Below are 21216 nucleotides of genomic sequence, written 5' to 3'. Positions count from 1 at the left end.
GGGTGGAAACGACGACTTATGACTAACACCGAAGGGACAACCATGGAAGCCAGGGCCCAGGCGCGGTACATCCGCGTCACGCCCATGAAGGCCCGCCGCGTGGTGGACCTCATCCGTGGCATGGATGCCACGGAGGCTCAGGCGGTCCTGCGTTTCGCCCCGCAGGCCGCGAGCGTGCCGGTCGGCAAGGTGCTTGACAGCGCCATCGCCAACGCCGCGCACAACTACGACCACACCGACGCCTCTTCGCTGGTCATCAGCGAGGCGTACGTGGACGAGGGTCCGACCCTGAAGCGGTTCCGGCCGCGCGCCCAGGGCCGGGCCTACCGGATCCGTAAGCGGACCAGCCACATCACCGTGGTCGTCAGCAGCAAGGAAGGAACCCGGTAATGGGCCAGAAGGTAAACCCGCACGGGTTCCGGCTCGGTGTCACGACCGACTTCAAGTCGCGTTGGTACGCCGACAAGCTGTACAAGGACTACGTCAAGGAAGACGTCGCCATTCGTCGCATGATGACGAAGGGCATGGAGCGGGCCGGCATCTCCAAGGTGGAGATCGAGCGCACCCGCGACCGCGTCCGCGTTGACATCCACACCGCTCGTCCGGGCATCGTCATCGGCCGCCGCGGCGCCGAGGCCGACCGCATCCGCGGCGAGCTGGAGAAGCTCACCGGCAAGCAGGTGCAGCTGAACATCCTCGAGGTCAAGAACCCCGAGACCGACGCTCAGCTGGTGGCCCAGGCCGTCGCCGAGCAGCTGTCCTCGCGTGTCTCCTTCCGTCGCGCCATGCGTAAGAGCATGCAGTCGTCGATGAAGGCCGGCGCCAAGGGCATCAAGATCCAGTGCGGCGGTCGTCTCGGCGGCGCCGAGATGTCCCGTTCGGAGTTCTACCGCGAGGGCCGCGTGCCCCTGCACACGCTCCGCGCCAACGTGGACTACGGCTTCTTCGAGGCCAAGACGACCTTCGGCCGCATCGGCGTGAAGGTCTGGATCTACAAGGGCGACGTCAAGAACATCGCCGAGGTTCGCGCCGAGAACGCCGCGGCCCGCGCCGGCAACCGCCCGGCCCGTGGTGGCGGCAACGACCGCCCGGCCCGTGGCCGTGGTGGCGAGCGTCGCGGTCGTAAGCCGCAGCAGCAGTCCGCGCCGGCTGCCGAGGCCCCCAAGGCCGAAGCGCCCGCCGCTGCCGCTCCGGCTGAGAGCACCGGAACGGAGGCCTGAGGGTCATGCTGATCCCCCGTAGGGTCAAGCACCGCAAGCAGCACCACCCGAAGCGGAACGGTATGGCCAAGGGCGGTACCGAGGTCGCGTTCGGCGAGTACGGCATTCAGGCGGTCACCCCCGCCTACGTGACGAACCGCCAGATCGAGGCCGCTCGTATCGCGATGACCCGCCACATCAAGCGTGGCGGCAAGGTCTGGATCAACATCTACCCGGACCGTCCGCTCACGAAGAAGCCCGCCGAGACCCGCATGGGTTCCGGTAAGGGTTCGCCCGAGTGGTGGATCGCGAACGTCAAGCCGGGTCGGGTGATGTTCGAGCTGTCCTACCCGAACGAGAAGATTGCGCGTGAGGCGCTTACCCGCGCAGCTCACAAGCTTCCGATGAAGTGCCGGATTGTTCGGCGCGAGGCAGGTGAGTCGTGATGTCGGCCGGTACCAAGGCGTCCGAGCTGCGCGAGCTGGGCAACGAGGAGCTTCTGGCGAAGCTCCGCGAGGCCAAGGACGAGCTGTTCAAGCTCCGCTTCCAGGCGGCGACGGGTCAGCTTGAGAACCACGGTCGGCTGAAGGCCGTCCGTAAGGACATCGCCCGGATCTACACCCTGATGCGCGAGCGCGAGCTGGGCATCGAGACGGTGGAGAGCGCCTGATGAGCGAGAGCAACGTGACTGAAGAGACCAAGGACGCCCGCGGCTTCCGCAAGACCCGCGAGGGTCTGGTGGTCAGCGACAAGATGGACAAGACCGTCGTCGTCGCCGTCGAGGACCGCGTCAAGCACGCCCTGTACGGCAAGGTCATCCGCCGTACGAACAAGCTCAAGGCACACGACGAGCAGAACGCTGCCGGCGTCGGTGACCGTGTCCTCCTGATGGAGACCCGGCCGCTGTCCGCCACCAAGCGCTGGCGCATCGTCGAGATCCTCGAGAAGGCCAAGTAATCCCTTCCGGGACTACAGGCAAGAGCATCCCTCCGAGGGGTAACCCTCGGACCAGTTCCGCCAGGCTCGGCAGGGGAGCGGCCCCACGGGGTTCCTCCCCTGCCGGGAACCGGCAGACGATCAGGAGATAGACGTGATCCAGCAGGAGTCGCGACTTCGCGTCGCCGACAACACGGGTGCGAAGGAGATCCTCACCATCCGCGTTCTCGGTGGCTCTGGCCGCCGCTACGCGGGCATCGGTGATGTCATCGTCGCCACCGTCAAGGACGCGATCCCGGGCGGCAATGTGAAGAAGGGTGACGTCGTCAAGGCCGTCATCGTTCGCACCGTCAAGGAGCGCCGTCGCGCGGATGGCTCGTACATCCGCTTCGACGAGAACGCCGCCGTCATTCTGAAGAACGACGGCGACCCCCGCGGCACCCGTATCTTCGGCCCGGTCGGCCGTGAGCTGCGCGAGAAGAAGTTCATGAAGATCATCTCGCTCGCGCCGGAGGTGCTGTAAGCATGAAGATCAAGAAGGGCGACCTGGTCCAGGTCATCACCGGTAAGGACAAGGGCAAGCAGGGCAAGGTCATTGCCGCTTTCCCGCGCGAGGAGCGCGTCCTGGTCGAGGGTGTCAACCGGGTCAAGAAGCACACCAAGGCGAACCAGCCGGGCCGCGCGTCGCAGGCCGGCGGGATCGTGACCACCGAAGCCCCGGTCCACGTGAGCAACGTGTCGCTCGTCGTGGAGAAGGACGGCAACAAGGTCGTCACCCGCGTCGGGTACCGCTTCGACGAGGACGGCAACAAGATCCGCGTTGCCAAGCGGACCGGTGAGGACATCTGATGACGACCACCACTGCACCCCGTCTGAAGCTGAGGTACCGCGAGGAGATCGCGGGCAAGCTGCGTGACGAGTTCAAGTACGAGAACGTCATGCAGGTCCCCGGTCTGACCAAGATCGTGGTCAACATGGGTGTGGGCGACGCCGCCCGCGACTCCAAGCTGATCGAGGGCGCCATCCGCGACCTCACCACGATCACCGGCCAGAAGCCGGCCGTCACCAAGGCCCGGAAGTCCATCGCGCAGTTCAAGCTGCGTGAGGGTCAGCCGATCGGTGCCCACGTGACCCTGCGCGGCGACCGCATGTGGGAGTTCCTGGACCGCACCCTGTCGCTGGCGCTCCCGCGCATCCGCGACTTCCGCGGCCTGTCCCCCAAGCAGTTCGACGGCCGTGGCAACTACACCTTCGGTCTCACGGAGCAGGTCATGTTCCACGAGATCGACCAGGACAAGATCGACCGCGTCCGGGGTATGGACATCACCGTGGTCACCACGGCGACCAACGACGCTGAGGGCCGCGCGCTCCTTCGTCACCTCGGCTTCCCGTTCAAGGAGGCGTGAGCCGTGGCGAAGAAGGCTCTCATCGCAAAGGCCGCTCGCAAGCCGAAGTTCGGCGTGCGCGGCTACACCCGCTGCCAGCGGTGCGGCCGTCCGCACTCTGTCTACCGCAAGTTCGGCCTGTGCCGCGTCTGCCTTCGTGAGATGGCTCACCGCGGCGAGCTGCCGGGCGTGACCAAGAGCTCCTGGTAGATCCCGCTTCAGGGATTCACCGGGCCTCTGGTAAGCAACCAGGCGGCGGACGATCTTCCTCCGATGGCTTAGGCTGAAGAGGTTGGCCGTCCGCCGTCCTGGACAGCCCGCGGACGCTCACCATGAGCAGTCCGCATATGACGCTTACTACGCCGCAGGTCCCCGCGCCGCACCCGTCCCGTCCCGGATCGGGGAGAGGGATGGCGCATACAGGAAACCCCGGCGAGAAAGGCCGAAGGCCGATTCATGACCATGACTGATCCGATCGCAGACATGCTTACGCGTCTGCGTAACGCCAACTCGGCGTACCACGACTCCGTCGTGATGCCGCACAGCAAGATCAAGTCGCACATCGCGGAGATCCTCCAGCAGGAGGGCTTCATCACGGGCTGGAAGACCGAGGACGCCGAGGTCGGCAAGAACCTCGTCCTCGAGCTGAAGTTCGGTCCGAACCGTGAGCGCTCCATCGCGGGCATCAAGCGGATCTCCAAGCCCGGTCTCCGGGTCTACGCGAAGTCCACCAACCTGCCGAAGGTCCTCGGCGGTCTCGGCGTGGCGATCATCTCCACGTCGCACGGCCTCCTGACCGGCCAGCAGGCGCAGAAGAAGGGCGTGGGTGGGGAAGTCCTCGCCTACGTCTGGTAGTCGGGAACGGAGGAAAAGCTCATGTCGCGTATTGGCAAGCTTCCCATCACGGTTCCCGCCGGCGTGGACGTCACCATCGATGGCCGCACGGTTGGCGTGAAGGGCCCCAAGGGCTCCCTCGCGCACACCATCGCCGCGCCGATCGAGATCGCTAAGGGCGAGGACGGCACCCTCTCGGTGACGCGCCCGAACGACGAGCGTCAGAACAGGGCCCTGCACGGCCTGTCCCGCACGCTGGTGGCGAACATGATCACCGGTGTGACCCAGGGATACGTCAAGAAGCTCGAAATCAACGGTGTCGGTTACCGCGTGGCCGCGAAGGGCTCCAACCTGGAGTTCTCTCTCGGCTACTCCCACCCGATCCTGATCGAGGCCCCTGAGGGCATCACCTTCAAGGTCGAGTCCCCCACCCGTTTCTCGGTCGAGGGCATCGACAAGCAGAAGGTCGGCGAGGTTGCGGCCAACATCCGCAAGCTGCGCAAGCCCGACCCGTACAAGGCCAAGGGCGTCAAGTACGAGGGCGAAGTCATCCGCCGCAAGGTCGGAAAGGCGGGTAAGTAAGCCATGGCATACGGTGTGAAGATCGCGAAGGGCAACGCCTACAAGGCTGCTGCCATCAAGCGCCGCCACATCCGCGTCCGCAAGAAGGTCTCGGGCACCGAAGTGCGCCCGCGCCTGGTCGTGACGCGTTCCAACCGCCACATGGTCGCCCAGGTGATCGACGACATCAAGGGTCACACCCTGGCGTCGGCGTCCACCCTGGACACGTCCATCCGCGGTGCCGAAGGCGACAAGTCCGCCCACGCCAAGCAGGTCGGCGCTCTCGTCGCCGAGCGTGCCAAGGCCGCGGGTGTCGAGGCTGTCGTGTTCGACCGTGGTGGCAACAAGTACGCCGGGCGCATCGCCGCCCTGGCGGACGCCGCCCGCGAAGCCGGGCTCAAGTTCTGAGCCTCCGTCGCGGACAGCGACTCAATGTCGCTGCGTAGCTAGCGGAAACAGAGAGAGGTAAATCCAATGGCTGGACCCCAGCGCCGCGGAAGCGGTGCCGGTGGCGGCGAGCGGCGGGACCGGAAGGGCCGTGACGGCGGCGCAGCTGCCGAGAAGACCGCGTATGTCGAGCGTGTCGTCGCGATCAACCGAGTCGCCAAGGTCGTGAAGGGTGGTCGTCGCTTCAGCTTCACCGCGCTGGTCGTGGTGGGCGACGCGGACGGCACCGTGGGTGTCGGTTACGGCAAGGCCAAGGAGGTGCCGGCCGCCATCGCCAAGGGTGTTGAGGAGGCCAAGAAGCACTTCTTCAAGGTCCCCCGTATCCAGGGCACCATCCCGCACCCCATCACCGGCGAGAAGGCCGCGGGCGTCGTCCTGCTCAAGCCTGCTTCCCCCGGTACCGGTGTGATCGCCGGTGGCCCCGTGCGCGCCGTCCTCGAGTGCGCCGGTGTGCACGACATCCTGTCGAAGTCCCTGGGCTCCGACAACCAGATCAACATCGTGCACGCCACCGTGGCGGCCCTCAAGGGCCTCCAGCGTCCCGAGGAGATCGCGGCCCGCCGCGGTCTGCCCCTCGAGGACGTGGCCCCCGCGGCCCTGCTGCGTGCGCGTGCGGGAGCGGGTGCGTAATGCCGCAGCTCAAGATCACGCAGAAGAAGTCGTTCATCGGCAGCAAGCAGAACCACCGCGACACCCTGCGCTCGCTCGGCCTCAAGAGGGTCAACGACGTGGTTGTCAAGGAGGACCGCCCCGAGTTCCGCGGCATGGTGCACACCGTCCGCCACCTCGTGACGGTCGAGGAGGTCGACTGACATGGCGGAGCAGAACCCGCTGAAGGTCCACAACCTCCGTCCTGCCCCGGGCGCCAAGACCGCCAAGACCCGTGTGGGTCGTGGCGAGGCGTCGAAGGGTAAGACCGCTGGTCGTGGCACCAAGGGCACCAAGGCCCGTTACCAGGTTCCGGAGCGCTTCGAGGGTGGGCAGATGCCCCTCCACATGCGTCTCCCGAAGCTCAAGGGCTTCAAGAACCCGTTCAAGACCGAGTTCCAGGTCGTGAACCTCGACAAGCTGGCCGAGCTGTACCCCGAGGGTGGCGAGGTCACCGTCGAGGGTCTGGTCGCCAAGGGTGCCGTTCGCAAGAACAGCCTTGTCAAGGTCCTCGGCCAGGGCGAGGTCTCCGTGGCGCTGCAGGTGACGGTCGACGCCGTCTCCGGCTCCGCCAAGGAGAAGATCGCCGCCGCCGGCGGCACCGTCACCGAGCTCGTCTGAGTTCGTTGACCGTTACGTAACCCACCGGGGATGCCTCATAAATGGGGCATCCCCGGTTGGTCGTTCCAAGGGGGGCGCTCTCGCCGGTAAGGTGGCGTCCGCTGTTGCTGTAACAGGGGACACCCCGTCCCCGGGGTCGAGTGGTCCGCCGCCCGGCTCATCCGCCGATCCCTATTCGTCGAACCTCAAGACCGTCACCTCTGACGCACGTGCGCGGGGGTCGCAGGAGGCACCGTGCTCACCGCGTTCGCCCGGGCGTTCAAGACGCCCGACCTGCGCAAGAAGCTGCTCTTCACGCTCGGCATCATCGTCCTCTACCGGATCGGCGCGCACGTACCGATCCCGGGCGTGAGCTACCAGAACGTCCAGATCTGCATGGACCAGGCGAACGCCACCCAGGGCCTGTTCGGCCTGGTGAACATGTTCTCCGGTGGTGCGCTGCTCCAGATCACGATCTTCGCCCTGGGCATCATGCCCTACATCACGGCGAGCATCATTCTCCAGCTGCTGACCGTGGTCATCCCGCGTCTGGAGGCCCTCAAGAAGGAGGGTTCCTCCGGCCAGGCGAAGATCACGCAGTACACCCGGTACCTGACGGTGGCGCTGGCCGTCCTGCAGGGCACCGGCCTGGTCGCGACCGCCCGCAGCGGCTCGCTCTTCCAGGGCTGCCCGGTCGCCGGGGAGATCGTGCCGGACCAGTCGATCTTCGTGACCGTCGTCATGATCCTCACGATGACCGCCGGTACCGCCCTCGTCATGTGGCTCGGTGAGCTCGTCACCGACCGCGGCATCGGCAACGGCATGTCGATCCTGATGTTCATCTCGATCGCCGCGAGCTTCCCCGCCTCCCTCTGGGCCATCAAGGAGCAGGGTGACCTGGCCGGTGGCTGGATCGAGTTCGGGACCGTGATCCTGGTGGGTCTCGCCATGGTCGGCCTGGTGGTCTTCGTCGAGCAGGCGCAGCGCCGCATCCCCGTCCAGTACGCGAAGCGGATGATCGGCCGCCGGTCCTACGGCGGTACGTCGACCTACATCCCGCTCAAGGTGAACCAGGCCGGTGTGATCCCGGTCATCTTCGCCTCGTCGCTGCTCTACATCCCCGCGCTGATCGTGCAGTTCTCCAACTCCCAGGCGGGTTGGGCGCAATGGATCAACAGCAATCTCGCGGACACGGGCGCGACGGCCCATGTGATCCTGTACTTCTTCCTGATCGTGTTCTTCGCGTTCTTCTACGTGGCCATCTCCTTCAACCCCGAAGAAGTGGCCGACAACATGAAGAAGTATGGTGGGTTCATCCCGGGCATCCGGGCTGGCCGACCGACCGCTGAGTATCTGAGTTACGTACTCAACCGGATCACCTGGCCGGGTTCGCTGTATCTGGGGCTGATCGCACTGGTGCCGACGATGGCGTTGGCAGGTTTCGGGGCCAACCAGAACTTCCCGTTCGGCGGGACGAGCATCCTGATCATCGTGGGTGTGGGTCTGGAGACCGTGAAGCAGATCGAGAGCCAGCTTCAGCAGCGCAATTACGAAGGGTTCCTCCGCTGATGCGAATCGTCCTCGTCGGACCGCCTGGTGCCGGCAAAGGAACGCAGGCCGCGTTCCTAGCCAAGAACCTGTCGATCCCGCACATTTCCACGGGTGACCTGTTCCGCGCCAATATCAGCCAAGGCACGGAACTGGGCAAGCAGGCCAAGTCCTACATGGATGCCGGCAATCTCGTCCCCGACGAGGTGACCATCGGCATGGCGGAGGACCGCATGGCCCAGTCGGACGCCGAGAACGGCTTCCTGCTCGACGGCTTCCCCCGGAACGTGTCGCAGGCGAAGGCGCTGGACGAGTCCCTCAAGGCCCAGGGAGTCGCGCTCGACGCGGTCCTGGACCTGGAGGTCCCCGAGGACGAGGTGGTCAAGCGCATCGCCGGCCGCCGCATCTGCCGCAAGGACTCCAGCCACGTCTTCCACGTGGAGTACAGCAAGCCGAAGACCGAGGGCGTCTGCGACGTCTGCGGCGGCGAGCTGTACCAGCGCCCGGACGACAAGGAGGAGACCGTCCGCAAGCGGCTGGAGGTCTACCACACCGAGACCGAGCCGATCATCGACCACTACAAGGCCCAGGGCCTCGTGGTGACGATCTCGGCGCTCGGCAAGGTCGAGGACGTCACCGCCCGTGCGATGGCGGCACTCGGCGCCGACCGGAAGTGACATAGGGCTTACGTGCCCAGCAGCGGCCGCGGTCCCCGTCAGGGGCCCGCGGCCGCGGTGTGTCCGGCCCGGGCCGGGCGAGCGGAACCGAGCGGCTCCCCGGTGCGGCAGACTGGACCCCGTGCGTCCCGGCCCACCCGTACCGAGACGGCCAGCGATCCGGGCCGAGGGGCGCGTCGGTGTCGGGCGTGTCGACACCGACCTGTCGCGCCCCGGCGGCGAAGGCCGCCAGAAAAAGAGGAGTGTGTAGTTCCGTGGTGCAGATCAAGAGTCCCGAGCAGATCGCCAAGATGCGCGAGGCCGGGTTGGTCGTGGCCGCCATCCACCGCGCCACCCGTGAGGCGGCGGTGCCGGGCGCCACCACCAGGGACCTGGACCAGGTGGCCCGCAAGGTGCTGGAGGAGCACGGGGCCCGCTCCAACTTCCTCGGCTACGGCGGCTTCCCCGCGACCATCTGCACCTCGGTCAACGAGGTCGTGGTGCACGGCATCCCGGACGACAAGACGGTGCTCGCCGACGGCGACATCATCTCCATCGACTGCGGCGCGATCGTCGACGGCTGGCACGGCGACGCCGCGTACACCGCCTTCGTCGGCTCCGGGCACGCTCCGGAGCTGGTCGAGCTGTCCCGGGTGACCGAGGGGTCGATGTGGGCCGGGATCGCCGCGATGAAGCAGGGCAACCGACTGGTCGACGTCTCCCGCGCGATCGAGACGTACATCCGCCGGCAGCCGAAGCCGGGCGGTGGCAAGTACGGGATCGTCGAGGACTACGGCGGCCACGGCATCGGCACCGAGATGCACATGGACCCGCACCTGCTGAACTACGTCGAGCGGCGCCGGGGCAAGGGCCCGAAGCTGGTCCCCGGGTTCTGCCTGGCGATCGAGCCGATGGTGAGCCTCGGCACTCCGAAGACCGAGGTGCTTGAGGACGACTGGACGGTGATCACTACCGACGGGACCTGGTCCTCGCACTGGGAGCACTCGGTGGCCCTCACCGAGCAGGGTCCGCTGGTGCTGACCGCCGAGGACGGCGGCAAGGCGAAGCTGGCCGAGTTCGGGATCACCACGGCGCCGGACCCGGCGGCCTGATCCAGAGATGTCCGGCGTACGCGGCCCTTGGGGCGCGTGGGCCGGGGGGCTCGCCCGTCCGGGCGTGTCCTGCGACGGTCTGCGGCAGGAACGCATAAGGATCAGCGGATCGGGGCATTCTTCCTCGATTCGCCTTTGCGGGGGGCCTGACGTAGACTGACGCGTCGGCTGTCGTGCACCCGCATGCCCGTATGGGTGTGCAGGGGACACGGAGCCGGTCAAGGTAGTCGATTCGAAGGGCGAAGCGTGGCCAAGAAGCAAGGTGCCATCGAGATCGAGGGCACTGTCGTCGAGTCTCTTCCGAACGCCATGTTCAAGGTTGAGCTCCAGAACGGCCACCAGGTCCTGGCACACATCAGCGGCAAGATGCGTATGCACTACATCCGCATCCTCCCTGACGACCGGGTCGTGGTGGAGCTGTCTCCGTACGACCTGACGCGTGGCCGGATCGTCTACCGGTACAAGTAGATCTTGCCCGCTCGCCGCCCCTTCCCCGGGGCGGTGGCCGGCACCTGACCCGGAGAACCTCACCATGAAGGTCAAGCCGAGCGTCAAGAAGATCTGCGACAAGTGCAGGGTGATCCGCCGTCACGGCCGGGTCATGATCATCTGCGACAACCCGCGCCACAAGCAGCGCCAGGGCTGACGCACACCTGCTCTCGCAGATCACGCGCGACGCACAGCAGTATCACCAAACGCAGTGCCCGCCTCTTCCCGTGTCCTGAACCTGAGAAGGGCGGTACCCCCGGTCGGAGGCCGGGGACCCGGTCCGTTCCATGCCCCTCGTCGGCCTCGCCCGCCTTGGTGGATCGGCGGTCGGGAGTGGCACTGCGGCAGACCTCCGACAGACAACTGGAGCCATGAGATGGCACGCGTTTCCGGTGTCGACATCCCGCGCGAAAAGCGCGTGGAGGTCGCCCTCACGTACGTGTTCGGCATCGGCCGGACCCTTTCGCAGCAGACGCTGGAGGCCACCGGCGTCGACCCCAACGCCCGCGTTCGCGACCTGTCCGAAGAGGACATGGTCAAGATCCGCGAGTACGTGGACAACAACATCAAGACCGAGGGTGACCTCCGTCGCGAGATCCAGGCCGACATCCGCCGCAAGGTCGAGATCGGCTGCTACCAGGGTCTGCGGCACCGCCGGGGCCTGCCCGTCCACGGGCAGCGCACCAGCACCAACGCCCGCACCCGCAAGGGCCCGCGTCGCGCCATCGCCGGTAAGAAGAAGCCGGGCAAGAAGTAGTCCGCAGCGGACGCCAGTCAGCGGTCTTCGCTGTAGGACCGACCACCTCCCACTGGAGATAAGACATGCCCCCCAAGGGACGTCAGGGCGCTGCCAAGAAGGTGCGCCGCAAGGAAAAGAAGAACGTCGCTCACGGCCACGCGCACATCAAGAGCACGTTCAACAACACGATCGTCTCGATCACCGACCCCACGGGCAACGTGATCTCCTGGGCCTCCGCCGGCCACGTCGGCTTCAAGGGCTCGCGCAAGTCCACCCCCTTCGCCGCGCAGATGGCCGCCGAGTCGGCCGCCCGCCGCGCGCAGGAGCACGGCATGCGCAAGGTCGACGTCTTCGTCAAGGGTCCCGGCTCCGGCCGTGAGACCGCGATCCGCTCGCTCCAGGCCACCGGCCTGGAGGTGGGTTCGATCCAGGACGTCACCCCCACTCCGCACAACGGCTGCCGTCCCCCCAAGCGCCGCCGCGTCTGATCGGACCGCCGGGGCTGAGTCCCGGCCGGCCATGGGTTTCCGGGCGGTACGGCCGATTCGGCTGTACCGCCCGTATCCTTGAGCAGTGTCGATGCCGGGCTCACCGCCCGGTAGGTCGGGCGTCAAATAGCGGGCGCCCCTGACTGAAGGAACAGAAAACATGCTGATCGCTCAGCGTCCCTCGTTGACCGAAGAGGTCGTCGACGAGTTCCGCTCCCGGTTCGTGATCGAGCCGCTGGAGCCGGGCTTCGGCTACACCCTCGGCAACTCCCTGCGGCGCACGCTGCTCTCCTCGATCCCGGGTGCGGCGGTCACGTCCATCCGCATCGACGGTGTCCTGCACGAGTTCACCACCGTGCCGGGCGTCAAGGAGGACGTCACCGACCTGATCCTCAACATCAAGCAGCTGGTCGTCTCCTCGGAGCACGACGAGCCGGTCGTGATGTACCTGCGCAAGCAGGGCCCGGGTCTGGTCACCGCCGCCGACATCGCGCCCCCGGCCGGTGTCGAGGTGCACAACCCCGACCTGGTGCTCGCCACGCTGAACGCCAAGGGCAAGCTGGAGATGGAGCTGACCGTCGAGCGCGGTCGCGGCTACGTCTCCGCCGTGCAGAACAAGCAGGCGGGCCAGGAGATCGGCCGGGTTCCGGTCGACTCGATCTACTCGCCCGTCCTCAAGGTCACCTACAAGGTCGAGGCGACCCGAGTCGAGCAGCGGACCGACTTCGACAAGCTCATCGTCGACGTCGAGACCAAGCAGGCGATGCGTCCGCGCGACGCCATGGCCTCCGCCGGCAAGACGCTGGTCGAGCTGTTCGGTCTGGCCCGTGAGCTGAACGTCGACGCCGAGGGCATCGACATGGGCCCCTCGCCGACGGACGCCGCGCTCGCGGCCGACCTGGCGCTGCCGATCGAGGAGCTGGAGCTCACGGTCCGCTCGTACAACTGCCTCAAGCGTGAGGGCATCCACTCCGTGGGTGAGCTGGTCGCCCGCTCCGAGGCCGACCTGCTCGACATCCGCAACTTCGGTGCGAAGTCGATCGACGAGGTCAAGGCGAAGCTGGCCGGGATGTCGCTGGCGCTCAAGGACAGCCCGCCCGGATTCGACCCGACCGCCGCGGCCGACGCCTTCGGCGCCGAGGACGACGCGGACGCCGGGTTCGTGGAGACCGAGCAGTACTGAGGTTCTGCTCGGCAGGGGTGAGCCTTCGGGCCTGCCCCTGCCGGGCGGGGTCCGTATGGCCCGCCCCTGCCGGGGCTCGGGTGTCCTCAAGCGCCGGACGGGCTGGACGTTGTCCTCAAGCGCCGGACGGGCTGGATATGCCGGGCTGGGCTTGAGGGGTTTCCTCGGTCCGGGCGGGTTGAGTTGTGGTCGGGCTTCCCGGGGGATTCCTCGGGTGCGTGGCCGGTTGAAAAGTTGTCCTCAATCGCCGGACGGGTTCTGATCGGCGGGCTTTACGCGGCCCGCCGGCAGGCTGAAGTCGGGCTGCTGCGGTTGAGGTGAGGACTCCGGCGGACACAAGTTCGTGCGGACACTGTCATCGGTACCTGATACGGCCGGTGCAGATCACAAGGAGAAAGACCATGCCGAAGCCCACCAAGGGTGCCCGTCTGGGCGGCAGCGCCGCGCACGAGCGGCTCATGCTCGCGAACCTCGCGCGCTCGCTGTTCGAGCACGGCCGGATCAAGACGACCGAGGCGAAGGCGCGCCGTCTGCGTCCGTACGCCGAGCGTCTGGTCACCAAGGCGAAGAAGGGCGACCTTCACAACCGCCGCCAGGTTCTCCAGGTCATCACGGACAAGAGCATCGTCCACACGCTCTTCACCGAGATCGGCCCCCGTTACGAGAACCGCCCGGGTGGCTACACCCGGATCACCAAGGTCGGTAACCGCCGTGGCGACAACGCTCCCATGGCCGTCATCGAGCTGGTGGAGGCCCTGACCGTGGCCCAGCAGGCCACCGGTGAGGCCGAGGCCGCGACCAAGCGCGCGGTCAAGGAAGACGCCCTGAGCAAGGACGAGGCCGCCACCGAGGCGCCCGAGGCCGCTGCCGAGGCCAAGGACGACGAGGCGAAGGACGCCTGAGCCGGTCCTACCGTGTGCGCGGGCCCGTATCCCTGTGGGGGTGCGGGCCCGCCGCCGTACCGGGCGGGTGGAGAAGAGGATGCGCGGGTGAGCGAGCAGGTGGAGTACACGGGGCGGCGGGACGGGCCCGCGGACGGGCACGTGCGGGTGCGGCTGGACCTCAGCTACGACGGCCGGGACTTCTCCGGCTGGGCCAAGCAGGCCCGGGGGCGGCGCACCGTGCAGGGGGAGATCGAGGACGCCCTGCGGACCGTGACGCGGTCGGGGGAGCGGAGTTACGAGCTGACGGTGGCCGGACGGACCGACTCGGGGGTGCACGCGCGCGGGCAGGTGGCCCACGTCGACCTGCCCGAGGAAGTGTGGGCGGAGCACCGGGAGAAGCTGCTGCGGCGGCTCGCGGGGCGGCTGCCGCACGATGTGCGGATCTGGCGGGTGGCCCAGGCCCCGGCGGGCTTCGACGCCCGGTTCTCGGCGGTCTGGCGGCGGTACGCGTACCGGGTCACCGACCATCCGGGCGGGGTCGACCCGCTGCTGCGCGGGCACGTGCTCTGGCATGACTGGACGCTCGACGTGGAGGCGATGAACGCGGCCTCGGCGGCGCTGCTGGGCGAGCACGACTTCGCCGCGTACTGCAAGCGGCGCGAGGGGGCGACGACCATCCGCACCCTCCAGGAGCTGAGCTGGGAGCGGGACGGGGACGGGATCATCACCGCGACCGTGCGGGCCGACGCGTTCTGTCACAACATGGTGCGCTCGCTGGTCGGCGCGCTGCTCTTCGTCGGCGACGGCCACCGGCCCGTGGAGTGGCCCGGGAAGGTGCTGGCGGCCGGGGTGCGGGACTCCGCGGTGCACGTGGTACGGCCGCACGGCCTGACCTTGGAGGAGGTCGGCTACCCGGCCGACGAGCTACTGGCGGCCCGCAGCCGGGAGGCCCGCAACAAGCGGACCCTGCCCAACGCGGCCTGCTGCGGCTGAACGGGCGGGGCCGGCCGGGTCACTGCGCCGCAGCCGCCCGGGACGCCTGGGCGAGGCCGCGGCGGTGGATCTGGCGCAGGGTGAACTCCGCCACATCGTCGCCGGTGGTGAAGACGGCCCGGTCCCGCTTGGTGACGTCGTCGCCGTCGGTGAAGCCGCCGACGGTGAAGTAGACGTACCGGCCGTAGGCGTTGGCGGTGGAGCGGCAGACCGTGGTGCGGCAGAAGGTGGGGACGCCCTCGCCGGCCAGCGAGGCGACGTTGCCGCTGGTCTCCTCCTTCACCTTGGCGGCGACGGCGGCCGTCTCGAAGGTGGCGACGCCCACGGTGACCGCGACGCCGTCGCGCCGGTAGGTGGCGCGGATCAGCTGCTCGCAGCCGTTCTCGGTGAGGACCTGGCCCAGGGCGCCCTGGGTGCCGCTCGCGCACTTCGTGGTGCGGTCGAGGGCGCCCTTGGCGTAGACGCGGTCGCCGACGGTGAGCTTCCTGCCCGGGTAGAGCGAGAGGGCCGTCAGCGGGGCCTTGTCCTTCTCGGCGCTGGAGACGAAGTCCTTCGGGTCCGGCGGGGGTGGCGGTGCCACCTCGGAGAAGGACGGGGCCGGGGCCGTGGTGTCCTCGGGCAGGGCCGAGGAGCTGGAGACCCCGCCGATCGGGTCGGCGGCCTTCGGGTCGTCGCTGTTGGCGCGCACCACCAGGGTCGCGACCAGCGCGGCGACCGCGACCGTGGCGAGGGCGCCGCCCCCGATCAGCGTCCAGCGCCGCTTGCGGCCACGCGCCTCGGAGGCCGAGGCGAGCGCCTCCCAGTCCGGCGTGGCCGGCTGCTGCTGCCCGTACGGCTGCCGCCCCTGCGGGCTTCTGTCCCCCGGGCCCCACGGAGGCCCCCCCTGCCCAAAGCTCATGGGCGGCATCCTACGGGCGGGGTTGGTTATGGTGGAGGGGCGGATACGCCTCGACTCGCGGTCCGGACCTTCGGGTCCGTATCGCGTGCGCTCGCGTTTTGACCCGTTCGGGGAAACGCGGGTATCGTGCGTGTTCGTTATGTGTATTGGCTTGCTCATTCTCACGTGAGGGGCCCTTACACCGGTCCCACCGGGCCGATGACCAGCGGCAGGCACTCGGATGCGTCACCGATGTGCGGCCAGGGCTGTCGTGATCGTCCGTGGTGGCCATGTCAGGACCCACTCACTGAAGAAGCGAAGGCTACGAACCGTGCGTACGTACAGCCCCAAGCCCGGCGATGTCACCCGCCAGTGGCACGTCATCGATGCCCGGGACGTTGTCCTGGGCCGTCTGGCGACCACTGCCGCCACGCTCCTGCGGGGCAAGCACAAGCCGATCTACGCCCCCCACGTCGACACCGGTGACTTCGTCGTCATCATCAACGCCGACAAGATCCACCTCTCGGGCAACAAGCGCACCCAGAAGATGGCGTACCGCCACTCCGGTTACCCGGGCGGTCTGCGCTCGGTGCGCTACGACGAGCTGATGGACAAGAACCCCGAGAAGGCCGTCGAGAAGGCCGTCAAGGGCATGCTCCCGAAGAACACCCTGGGCCGTCAGATGCTCTCGAAGCTGAAGGTCTACGCGGGCGAGCAGCACCCGCACGCTGCCCAGCAGCCGGTGCCGTTCGAGATCACCCAGGTCGCGCAGTAGTTCCGGCCACACCCCTAAGACTGAAACGAATCTGAGGAGAATCGTGGCCGAGACCACCGCCGAGCTCCCCCTCGACGACATCGAGCAGTACACCACCGAGTCCGAGACCCCCGAGGGCGACTACACCTCGGAGTCCCTCGCGTCCGGCTTCGGTGAGCCCCAGCCGGCCGCCGGCCTGGGCCGCCGCAAGAACGCCATCGCCCGCGTCCGGATCGTTCCGGGCACCGGCAAGTGGAAGATCAACGGCCGCACCCTTGAGGACTACTTCCCCAACAAGGTGCACCAGCAGGAAGTCAACGAGCCCTTCAAGGTGCTGGAGCTCGAAGGCCGTTACGACGTCATCGCCCGCATCTCGGGTGGCGGCGTCTCCGGTCAGGCCGGCGCCCTGCGCCTCGGCGTGGCCCGCGCGCTGAACGAGGCCGACGTGGACAACAACCGCGGCGCCCTCAAGAAGGCCGGCTTCCTCACGCGTGACGACCGCGCGGTCGAGCGCAAGAAGGCCGGTCTCAAGAAGGCCCGCAAGGCCCCGCAGTACAGCAAGCGCTAAGTCGCTCGCTGCTCTCGCGACGCTTCGCCCCGGCGGCACGTGCTGTGCCGCCGGGGCGTTCGTCTATCGGTGCCCGGTCCGTGCGCTCCGAGGGGCGCGGGGCCGGGAATCGAGGGCATACGGGGCTGTACGCGCCGTGGACTCACCGGTCGTGCAGCCGTATGCCGTACAACGGTATGAAGCATGAGCACGGGCCCCGGCATGCCCGCGTCGCGTTCGCGTTGTCGCGCGTCCGTCGTACGTGCGTCCGGCCGGTGGACCCTGAGGTTCGGAGGACACACCAGTGGGACGACTCTTCGGCACGGACGGGGTACGCGGCGTCGCCAACGCGGATCTGACGGCGGAGCTGGCGCTCGGCCTCTCCGTCGCGGCGGCGCACGTGCTCGCCGAGGCGGGCACGGCGAGCACCGGTCACCGGCAGGTGGCCGTGGTGGGGCGAGATCCCCGGGCGTCCGGTGAGTTCCTGGAGGCCGCGGTCGTCGCGGGCCTGGCCAGCGCCGGGGTGGACGTGCTGCGGGTCGGCGTGCTGCCGACGCCGGCGGTGGCGTACCTCACGGGCGCGCTCGGCGCGGACCTCGGTGTGATGCTCTCCGCCAGCCACAACGCGATGCCCGACAACGGCGTCAAGTTCTTCGCCCGCGGCGGGCACAAACTCGCCGACGAGCTGGAGGACCGGATCGAGGCCGTCTACGAGCAGCACGGTTCCGGTGCCCCCTGGGCGCGGCCGACCGGCGCCGGCGTCGGCCGGGTCCGCGACTACGACGAGGGCTTCGACCAGTACGTGGCGCACCTCATCGGGGTGCTGCCCAACCGTCTGGACGGCCTGAAGATCGTGCTGGACGAGGCGCACGGCGCCGCCGCCCGCGTCTCGCCGGAGGCGTTCGCCCGGGCCGGGGCCGAGGTCGTCACCATCGGCGCCGACCCCGACGGCCTCAACATCAACGACGGATGCGGCTCCACCCACCTCGGGCTGCTGCGCGAGGCCGTCGTCGAGCACGGCGCCGACCTGGGCATCGCCCACGACGGTGACGCCGACCGGTGCCTGGCGGTCGACGCCGAGGGCCGGGAGATCGACGGCGACCAGATCCTCGCGGTGCTGGCCCTGGCGATGCGCGAGCACGGCGGGCTGCGGTCCGACACCGTGGTGGCCACCGTCATGTCGAACCTGGGGTTCAAGCTGGCGCTGGAGCGCGAGGGCATCTCGCTGGTGCAGACGGCGGTCGGCGACCGCTACGTCCTGGAGGAGATGAAGGAGCACGGCTACGCGCTGGGCGGCGAGCAGTCCGGCCACGTCATCATCCTCGACCACGCCACCACCGGCGACGGCACGCTGACGGGCCTGATGCTGGCCGCGCGGGTCGCCGAGACCGGCCGCCCGCTCGCCGAGCTGGCCGGGATCATGGAGCGGCTGCCGCAGGTCCTGGTCAACGTCCCCGACGTGGACCGCAGCCGGGTCACCACCTCGGCGGAGCTGGCCTCGGCGGTGGCGCGGGCGGAGCAGGAGCTGGGCGCGAGCGGGCGGGTGCTGCTGCGCCCCTCGGGGACCGAGCCGCTGGTGCGGGTCATGGTCGAGGCCACCGACATCGAGCAGGCCGGCACCATCGCGGGACGGCTGGCCGATGTGGTGAAGTCGGCGCTGGGGTAAGGCCGTTGGGTCCCGGGTGGGGCCCTGGATCTTCTTCGTGGACGTCCCGTCGCCGGGTTCCGGCGGCGGGACGTTCCGCGTGTGCGGGGGAGGCCGGGTCTACGCGCGTCCTGGCAGGGGTGTTCTCAACGGCCACCCTGGGGCCTATCTTTGGCATGTCCTCGCCATTTGTGTGAGGTCGGCGCACCCCCCACACGCGTGCCGCGCCGACGCGCCGCGCGCACCGGTGCCCCCACAACCAGCACCAGGAGCCCCCCATGCGCAACAGATTCGCCGCGACCGCCGTCGCGCTCGCCGCCGCCGGCTGCCTGCTGGCGCCCGGCGTCGCCCAGGCCGGAGCCGGGCCGGCCCCCGTCGCCGTGCTGGAGCACGGGTCGGCCGCCGGGACCGCCGTCGTCAGCGGGATGAACGAGCCCGGGACCCGGCTGCACGCCGACGCCGTCCGCACCAGCACGGCACGCACCCTGGAGATCGACTACCAGGTGCAGGAGACCGGCTACTGGTGCGGCCCCGCCGCCACCCGTATCGCCCTCTCCGCCCGGCTCGCCCCGCCGAACCAGTCCGCCCTCGCCGCCGAACTCGGCACCCACACCGGCGGCACCGACCACATCAGCCAGGTCACCGGTGTCCTCAACGCCCATGTCGGCACCGGGTGGTACGAGACCAAGGAGATGCCGAACGACCCGCCGACCCAGGCGCAGAAGGACCTGCTCTGGCGGGACGTCGTCCTCGACATCGACAACAACTACCCGCTGGTCGCCAACATCGTCGCCCCGCCCGGCAACCAGCCGCCCGGCTACCCGCCCGGCGAGACGATCTACCACTACTTCACCGTCATCGGCTACGACGACGCCAACCGCACCGTCCTCATCGCCGACCCCGCCTCCTTCGGCGGCAACCAGATCTACTGGCTCTCCTTCGAACAGCTCGCCTCGCTGATCCCGCCCAAGGGGTACGCGGCCTGACGGTGCGCCGGACGGGTCCGGGCTACAGCTTCCGCAGGCTCAGCTTGCGGACCTTGTGGTCCGGGCCCTTCCTTATGACCAGGTTGGCGCGGCCCCGGGTGGGGGCGACGTTCTCCACCAGGTTGGGCAGGTTGATGGTGCGCCAGGTGGTGCGCGCGTAGTCGAGCGCCTCCTCCTCGCCGACCTGGGTGTAGCGGCGGAAGTACGAGGACGGGTCCTGGAAGGCGGTGGCGCGCAGCTTGCGGAAGCGGTTGAGGTACCAGCGCTCGATGTCCTCGGGGCGGGCGTCGACGTAGACGCTGAAGTCGAAGTGGTCGGCGAGGCCGACCCGGGTGCGGCCGTCCTTGCCGGGCAGGGCGGGCTGGAGGACGTTGAGCCCTTCGACGATGAGGATGTCGGGCCGGTTCACGGTGAGCCGGCGGTCCGGGACGATGTCGTAGACCAGGTGCGAGTAGACCGGCGCGGTCACTTTGTCCTTGCCGGCTTTGATGTCGGCGACGAAGCGGGTCAGCGCCCGCCGGTCGTACGACTCCGGGAAGCCTTTGCGGGCGGTCAGGCCCCGGGCGCGCAGCTCGGCCATGGGGAGCAGGAAGCCGTCGGTGGTGACCAGTTCCACCCGGGGGTGCTCGGGCCAGCGGGCCAGCAACGCCTGGAGCAGGCGGGCCACGGTGGACTTGCCGACCGCGACGCTGCCCGCGACGCCGATCACGAACGGGGTGCCGGACTGCTCGCCCTTCTCGCCGAGGAAGGTGTTGAGCGCGGCGCGCAGGCCGTCGGTGGCGCCCACGTAGAGGTTGAGCAGGCGGGAGAGCGGCAGGTAGATGTCCCGGACCTCGTCGAGGTCGATCACGTCCCCCAGGCCGCGCAACCTCTCGACCTCCTCGGCTGTCAGAGGCAGCGGAGTCTTCTCACGAAGAGCGCTCCACTGCTCGCGGGTCAGGTCCACGTAGGGAGTCGCCTCCGGCTTGCGGTGGGCGCTCCCGGACTCGGGGGTGATCACCCCCTCATTGTTGCGGCTGGGTGAACGCCGTGGGGGGTGGATTCGGTCACGTGGCCGAACGGACGGGACGACCGAAGGGGGACGGAATGGGGCACGCGCAACGCGTGGGAGCCGTCGGCGGGGCGTACGGGGCGGACGGTGTGGCGTGGTCCGCCCTGTCGCGCGCCGGGAGCGGGCGGGCCGGGCGGCGGGGACCGCTGGCGGTCTGGCGGCGGTGGCGGGACGGGGCGCGCCCGCGCCGGGACCGGGCGCTGCTGGCCCGCTCGGCGGTGGTCGCGGAGCTGGCGCGGGACCTGCCCGACGAGGACTTCGGGGAGTACCTGGAGGACTCGGTGGCGCTCTACCGGGACGGCAGCAAGCCCTGCGCGGAGGAGGCCGAGTACCTGGAACTGGTGGAGGACGCGCTGGACCGGGTGGGGTGAGCGGCGGACTCCTCGCCGGGCCGGCCGGCGCCGGGGCCCCGGAACCCGGGCGTCCACCGCGCCGGCGGCACCCCCGTCCGGGCGATCCGGCCGACGGGGAACCGCCCGCCGGCGAGCGCCGACCGCTCGAACGCGTCTGATCCGCAAGGAAGTTGCCCACGTGGGCGGAGACGGGCGCGCCGCGCGCGGAAGTGGTCGCTCATCGTGTAAGGGCGCTCACTCTGCGAACATGCGAACCGGTCGCCGTACGGGCGGCTCAGCGGCGTGGGCGAAGGGGTGCGCG

32 protein-coding genes are annotated in these 21216 nt (G+C 68.8%); 30 read left to right on the top strand and 2 right to left on the bottom strand.

The window, feature by feature from the left end; translation table 11 throughout:
* Positions 1–42 precede the first annotated feature (42 nt).
* The 25 genes from rplV to truA all read left to right on the top strand — a co-directional run bounded on the left by rplV (position 43) and on the right by truA (position 14702).
* Positions 43–390, top strand: coding sequence for a 50S ribosomal protein L22 (gene rplV, locus ACSLIC_RS09595; RefSeq protein WP_004571827.1), 348 nt, complete (start codon positions 43–45; stop codon positions 388–390).
* Positions 390–1220, top strand: coding sequence for a 30S ribosomal protein S3 (rpsC, locus tag ACSLIC_RS09590; protein WP_003948637.1), 831 nt, complete (start codon positions 390–392; stop codon positions 1218–1220). Before rplV ends, rpsC begins: the two co-directional genes overlap by 1 nt.
* A 5-nt stretch (positions 1221–1225) precedes the next feature.
* A complete protein-coding gene (rplP, locus tag ACSLIC_RS09585; protein ID WP_003948636.1) occupies positions 1226–1645 on the top strand; it encodes a 50S ribosomal protein L16 in 420 nt (139 codons plus the stop codon).
* On the top strand, positions 1645–1869 hold the full coding sequence (gene rpmC / locus ACSLIC_RS09580) for a 50S ribosomal protein L29 (RefSeq protein ID WP_003948635.1): 225 nt from the start codon (positions 1645–1647) through the stop codon (positions 1867–1869). The genes rplP and rpmC overlap by 1 nt, the downstream gene beginning before the upstream one ends.
* The gene (gene rpsQ, locus ACSLIC_RS09575; RefSeq protein ID WP_003948634.1) at positions 1869–2156 is read left to right on the top strand and encodes a 30S ribosomal protein S17; all 288 of its coding nucleotides are present in this window, start codon (positions 1869–1871) and stop codon (positions 2154–2156) included. Before rpmC ends, rpsQ begins: the two co-directional genes overlap by 1 nt.
* 133 nt (positions 2157–2289) lie before the next feature.
* Positions 2290–2658 (top strand): 50S ribosomal protein L14, encoded by a 369-nt coding sequence (gene rplN, locus ACSLIC_RS09570; RefSeq protein WP_003948633.1) that lies wholly within the window; start codon positions 2290–2292, stop codon positions 2656–2658.
* Between the two features lie 2 nt (positions 2659–2660).
* On the top strand, positions 2661–2984 hold the full coding sequence (gene rplX / locus ACSLIC_RS09565; protein WP_003948632.1) for a 50S ribosomal protein L24: 324 nt from the start codon (positions 2661–2663) through the stop codon (positions 2982–2984).
* Entirely contained in the window at positions 2984–3541 is a 558-nt protein-coding gene (gene rplE, locus ACSLIC_RS09560; RefSeq protein ID WP_436737264.1) for a 50S ribosomal protein L5, read from the top strand. The genes rplX and rplE overlap by 1 nt, the downstream gene beginning before the upstream one ends.
* A gap of 3 nt (positions 3542–3544) precedes the next feature.
* Positions 3545–3730 (top strand): type Z 30S ribosomal protein S14, encoded by a 186-nt coding sequence (locus ACSLIC_RS09555; RefSeq protein WP_003948630.1) that lies wholly within the window; start codon positions 3545–3547, stop codon positions 3728–3730.
* Positions 3731–3976: 246 nt separating this feature from the next.
* Positions 3977–4375 carry a 30S ribosomal protein S8 gene (gene rpsH / locus ACSLIC_RS09550; RefSeq protein WP_003948629.1) on the top strand — a complete coding sequence of 133 codons (399 nt, stop codon included), beginning with the start codon at positions 3977–3979 and terminating at the stop codon, positions 4373–4375.
* 21 nt (positions 4376–4396) lie between these two features.
* Positions 4397–4936: a 50S ribosomal protein L6 gene (gene rplF / locus ACSLIC_RS09545; protein WP_436737263.1), complete on the top strand. Its 540-nt coding sequence runs from the start codon at positions 4397–4399 to the stop codon at positions 4934–4936.
* A 3-nt stretch (positions 4937–4939) separates the two neighbouring features.
* Positions 4940–5323: a 50S ribosomal protein L18 gene (gene rplR / locus ACSLIC_RS09540; RefSeq protein WP_003948627.1), complete on the top strand. Its 384-nt coding sequence runs from the start codon at positions 4940–4942 to the stop codon at positions 5321–5323.
* 66 nt (positions 5324–5389) lie between these two features.
* On the top strand, positions 5390–5992 hold the full coding sequence (gene rpsE / locus ACSLIC_RS09535) for a 30S ribosomal protein S5 (RefSeq protein ID WP_436737262.1): 603 nt from the start codon (positions 5390–5392) through the stop codon (positions 5990–5992).
* The gene (gene rpmD / locus ACSLIC_RS09530) at positions 5992–6174 is read left to right on the top strand and encodes a 50S ribosomal protein L30 (RefSeq protein WP_436737261.1); all 183 of its coding nucleotides are present in this window, start codon (positions 5992–5994) and stop codon (positions 6172–6174) included. The genes rpsE and rpmD overlap by 1 nt, the downstream gene beginning before the upstream one ends.
* 1 nt (position 6175) lies before the next feature.
* Positions 6176–6631, top strand: a complete 456-nt coding sequence (gene rplO / locus ACSLIC_RS09525; protein WP_353773548.1) for a 50S ribosomal protein L15 — start codon at positions 6176–6178, stop codon at positions 6629–6631.
* A gap of 234 nt (positions 6632–6865) precedes the next feature.
* Entirely contained in the window at positions 6866–8179 is a 1314-nt protein-coding gene (gene secY / locus ACSLIC_RS09520; protein WP_436737260.1) for a preprotein translocase subunit SecY, read from the top strand.
* On the top strand, positions 8179–8835 hold the full coding sequence (locus tag ACSLIC_RS09515; RefSeq protein WP_436737259.1) for an adenylate kinase: 657 nt from the start codon (positions 8179–8181) through the stop codon (positions 8833–8835). Before secY ends, ACSLIC_RS09515 begins: the two co-directional genes overlap by 1 nt.
* A gap of 254 nt (positions 8836–9089) precedes the next feature.
* A complete protein-coding gene (gene map / locus ACSLIC_RS09510; protein ID WP_436737258.1) occupies positions 9090–9926 on the top strand; it encodes a type I methionyl aminopeptidase in 837 nt (278 codons plus the stop codon).
* A gap of 246 nt (positions 9927–10172) precedes the next feature.
* Positions 10173–10394 (top strand): translation initiation factor IF-1, encoded by a 222-nt coding sequence (gene infA / locus ACSLIC_RS09505; protein ID WP_003948620.1) that lies wholly within the window; start codon positions 10173–10175, stop codon positions 10392–10394.
* 64 nt (positions 10395–10458) lie between these two features.
* A complete protein-coding gene (gene rpmJ, locus ACSLIC_RS09500; RefSeq protein ID WP_003948619.1) occupies positions 10459–10572 on the top strand; it encodes a 50S ribosomal protein L36 in 114 nt (37 codons plus the stop codon).
* 219 nt (positions 10573–10791) lie between these two features.
* Positions 10792–11172: a 30S ribosomal protein S13 gene (gene rpsM / locus ACSLIC_RS09495; RefSeq protein WP_436737257.1), complete on the top strand. Its 381-nt coding sequence runs from the start codon at positions 10792–10794 to the stop codon at positions 11170–11172.
* 65 nt (positions 11173–11237) lie between these two features.
* Complete coding sequence (gene rpsK / locus ACSLIC_RS09490) at positions 11238–11642, top strand: 30S ribosomal protein S11 (protein WP_003948617.1); 405 nt, start codon at positions 11238–11240, stop codon at positions 11640–11642.
* A 160-nt stretch (positions 11643–11802) separates the two neighbouring features.
* On the top strand, positions 11803–12825 hold the full coding sequence (locus ACSLIC_RS09485) for a DNA-directed RNA polymerase subunit alpha (protein WP_100452315.1): 1023 nt from the start codon (positions 11803–11805) through the stop codon (positions 12823–12825).
* Positions 12826–13226: 401 nt separating this feature from the next.
* On the top strand, positions 13227–13727 hold the full coding sequence (rplQ, locus tag ACSLIC_RS09480; protein WP_436737256.1) for a 50S ribosomal protein L17: 501 nt from the start codon (positions 13227–13229) through the stop codon (positions 13725–13727).
* An 87-nt stretch (positions 13728–13814) separates the two neighbouring features.
* Positions 13815–14702, top strand: coding sequence for a tRNA pseudouridine(38-40) synthase TruA (gene truA, locus ACSLIC_RS09475; protein WP_436737255.1), 888 nt, complete (start codon positions 13815–13817; stop codon positions 14700–14702).
* A gap of 19 nt (positions 14703–14721) precedes the next feature.
* Here truA and ACSLIC_RS09470 read toward each other — a convergent pair whose 3' ends face one another.
* A complete protein-coding gene (locus tag ACSLIC_RS09470; RefSeq protein ID WP_436737254.1) occupies positions 14722–15600 on the bottom strand; it encodes a hypothetical protein in 879 nt (292 codons plus the stop codon).
* A 310-nt stretch (positions 15601–15910) separates the two neighbouring features.
* Between ACSLIC_RS09470 and rplM the strand changes: the two genes are divergently transcribed.
* From rplM to ACSLIC_RS09450, 4 genes are all read left to right on the top strand, one after another.
* On the top strand, positions 15911–16354 hold the full coding sequence (gene rplM, locus ACSLIC_RS09465) for a 50S ribosomal protein L13 (protein WP_003948612.1): 444 nt from the start codon (positions 15911–15913) through the stop codon (positions 16352–16354).
* Between the two features lie 43 nt (positions 16355–16397).
* Entirely contained in the window at positions 16398–16901 is a 504-nt protein-coding gene (rpsI, locus tag ACSLIC_RS09460; protein WP_008407256.1) for a 30S ribosomal protein S9, read from the top strand.
* A 283-nt stretch (positions 16902–17184) separates the two neighbouring features.
* A complete protein-coding gene (glmM, locus tag ACSLIC_RS09455) occupies positions 17185–18546 on the top strand; it encodes a phosphoglucosamine mutase (RefSeq protein ID WP_436737253.1) in 1362 nt (453 codons plus the stop codon).
* Positions 18547–18803: 257 nt separating this feature from the next.
* Positions 18804–19511, top strand: a complete 708-nt coding sequence (locus ACSLIC_RS09450; RefSeq protein ID WP_436737252.1) for a C39 family peptidase — start codon at positions 18804–18806, stop codon at positions 19509–19511.
* 22 nt (positions 19512–19533) lie between these two features.
* Here ACSLIC_RS09450 and coaA read toward each other — a convergent pair whose 3' ends face one another.
* The gene (coaA, locus tag ACSLIC_RS09445; RefSeq protein WP_436737251.1) at positions 19534–20511 is read right to left on the bottom strand and encodes a type I pantothenate kinase; all 978 of its coding nucleotides are present in this window, start codon (positions 20509–20511) and stop codon (positions 19534–19536) included.
* 86 nt (positions 20512–20597) lie between these two features.
* Between coaA and ACSLIC_RS09440 the strand changes: the two genes are divergently transcribed.
* Positions 20598–20933, top strand: a complete 336-nt coding sequence (locus tag ACSLIC_RS09440; protein ID WP_436737250.1) for a hypothetical protein — start codon at positions 20598–20600, stop codon at positions 20931–20933.
* Positions 20934–21216: the final 283 nt, after the last annotated feature.

It is taken from the genome of Streptomyces sp. BBFR102 (genome assembly GCF_051397025.1).
Classification (GTDB): domain Bacteria; phylum Actinomycetota; class Actinomycetes; order Streptomycetales; family Streptomycetaceae; genus Streptomyces.
This window is presented reverse-complemented; position numbering and strand designations above follow the sequence as displayed.

What these genes read in the sequence shown, in the direction of transcription:
- rplQ (WP_436737256.1), top strand. Translation starts at nt 13,227, where the DNA reads ATGCCGAAGCCCACCAAGGGTGCCCGTCTGGGCGGCAGCGCCGCGCAC.
- rpmJ (WP_003948619.1), top strand. Translation starts at nt 10,459, where the DNA reads ATGAAGGTCAAGCCGAGCGTCAAGAAGATCTGCGACAAGTGCAGGGTG.
- rplV (WP_004571827.1), top strand. Translation starts at nt 43, where the DNA reads ATGGAAGCCAGGGCCCAGGCGCGGTACATCCGCGTCACGCCCATGAAG.
- ACSLIC_RS09515 (WP_436737259.1), top strand. Translation starts at nt 8,179, where the DNA reads ATGCGAATCGTCCTCGTCGGACCGCCTGGTGCCGGCAAAGGAACGCAG.
- rplF (WP_436737263.1), top strand. Translation starts at nt 4,397, where the DNA reads ATGTCGCGTATTGGCAAGCTTCCCATCACGGTTCCCGCCGGCGTGGAC.
- rpsH (WP_003948629.1), top strand. Translation starts at nt 3,977, where the DNA reads ATGACCATGACTGATCCGATCGCAGACATGCTTACGCGTCTGCGTAAC.
- rplE (WP_436737264.1), top strand. Translation starts at nt 2,984, where the DNA reads ATGACGACCACCACTGCACCCCGTCTGAAGCTGAGGTACCGCGAGGAG.
- rpsK (WP_003948617.1), top strand. Translation starts at nt 11,238, where the DNA reads ATGCCCCCCAAGGGACGTCAGGGCGCTGCCAAGAAGGTGCGCCGCAAG.
- ACSLIC_RS09485 (WP_100452315.1), top strand. Translation starts at nt 11,803, where the DNA reads ATGCTGATCGCTCAGCGTCCCTCGTTGACCGAAGAGGTCGTCGACGAG.
- rplO (WP_353773548.1), top strand. Translation starts at nt 6,176, where the DNA reads ATGGCGGAGCAGAACCCGCTGAAGGTCCACAACCTCCGTCCTGCCCCG.
- rplP (WP_003948636.1), top strand. Translation starts at nt 1,226, where the DNA reads ATGCTGATCCCCCGTAGGGTCAAGCACCGCAAGCAGCACCACCCGAAG.
- ACSLIC_RS09450 (WP_436737252.1), top strand. Translation starts at nt 18,804, where the DNA reads ATGCGCAACAGATTCGCCGCGACCGCCGTCGCGCTCGCCGCCGCCGGC.
- rpmC (WP_003948635.1), top strand. Translation starts at nt 1,645, where the DNA reads ATGTCGGCCGGTACCAAGGCGTCCGAGCTGCGCGAGCTGGGCAACGAG.
- ACSLIC_RS09470 (WP_436737254.1), bottom strand. Translation starts at nt 15,600, where the DNA reads ATGAGCTTTGGGCAGGGGGGGCCTCCGTGGGGCCCGGGGGACAGAAGC.
- rpsQ (WP_003948634.1), top strand. Translation starts at nt 1,869, where the DNA reads ATGAGCGAGAGCAACGTGACTGAAGAGACCAAGGACGCCCGCGGCTTC.
- rpsM (WP_436737257.1), top strand. Translation starts at nt 10,792, where the DNA reads ATGGCACGCGTTTCCGGTGTCGACATCCCGCGCGAAAAGCGCGTGGAG.
- rplX (WP_003948632.1), top strand. Translation starts at nt 2,661, where the DNA reads ATGAAGATCAAGAAGGGCGACCTGGTCCAGGTCATCACCGGTAAGGAC.
- ACSLIC_RS09440 (WP_436737250.1), top strand. Translation starts at nt 20,598, where the DNA reads ATGGGGCACGCGCAACGCGTGGGAGCCGTCGGCGGGGCGTACGGGGCG.
- rpsC (WP_003948637.1), top strand. Translation starts at nt 390, where the DNA reads ATGGGCCAGAAGGTAAACCCGCACGGGTTCCGGCTCGGTGTCACGACC.
- rpsE (WP_436737262.1), top strand. Translation starts at nt 5,390, where the DNA reads ATGGCTGGACCCCAGCGCCGCGGAAGCGGTGCCGGTGGCGGCGAGCGG.
- rpmD (WP_436737261.1), top strand. Translation starts at nt 5,992, where the DNA reads ATGCCGCAGCTCAAGATCACGCAGAAGAAGTCGTTCATCGGCAGCAAG.
- rplR (WP_003948627.1), top strand. Translation starts at nt 4,940, where the DNA reads ATGGCATACGGTGTGAAGATCGCGAAGGGCAACGCCTACAAGGCTGCT.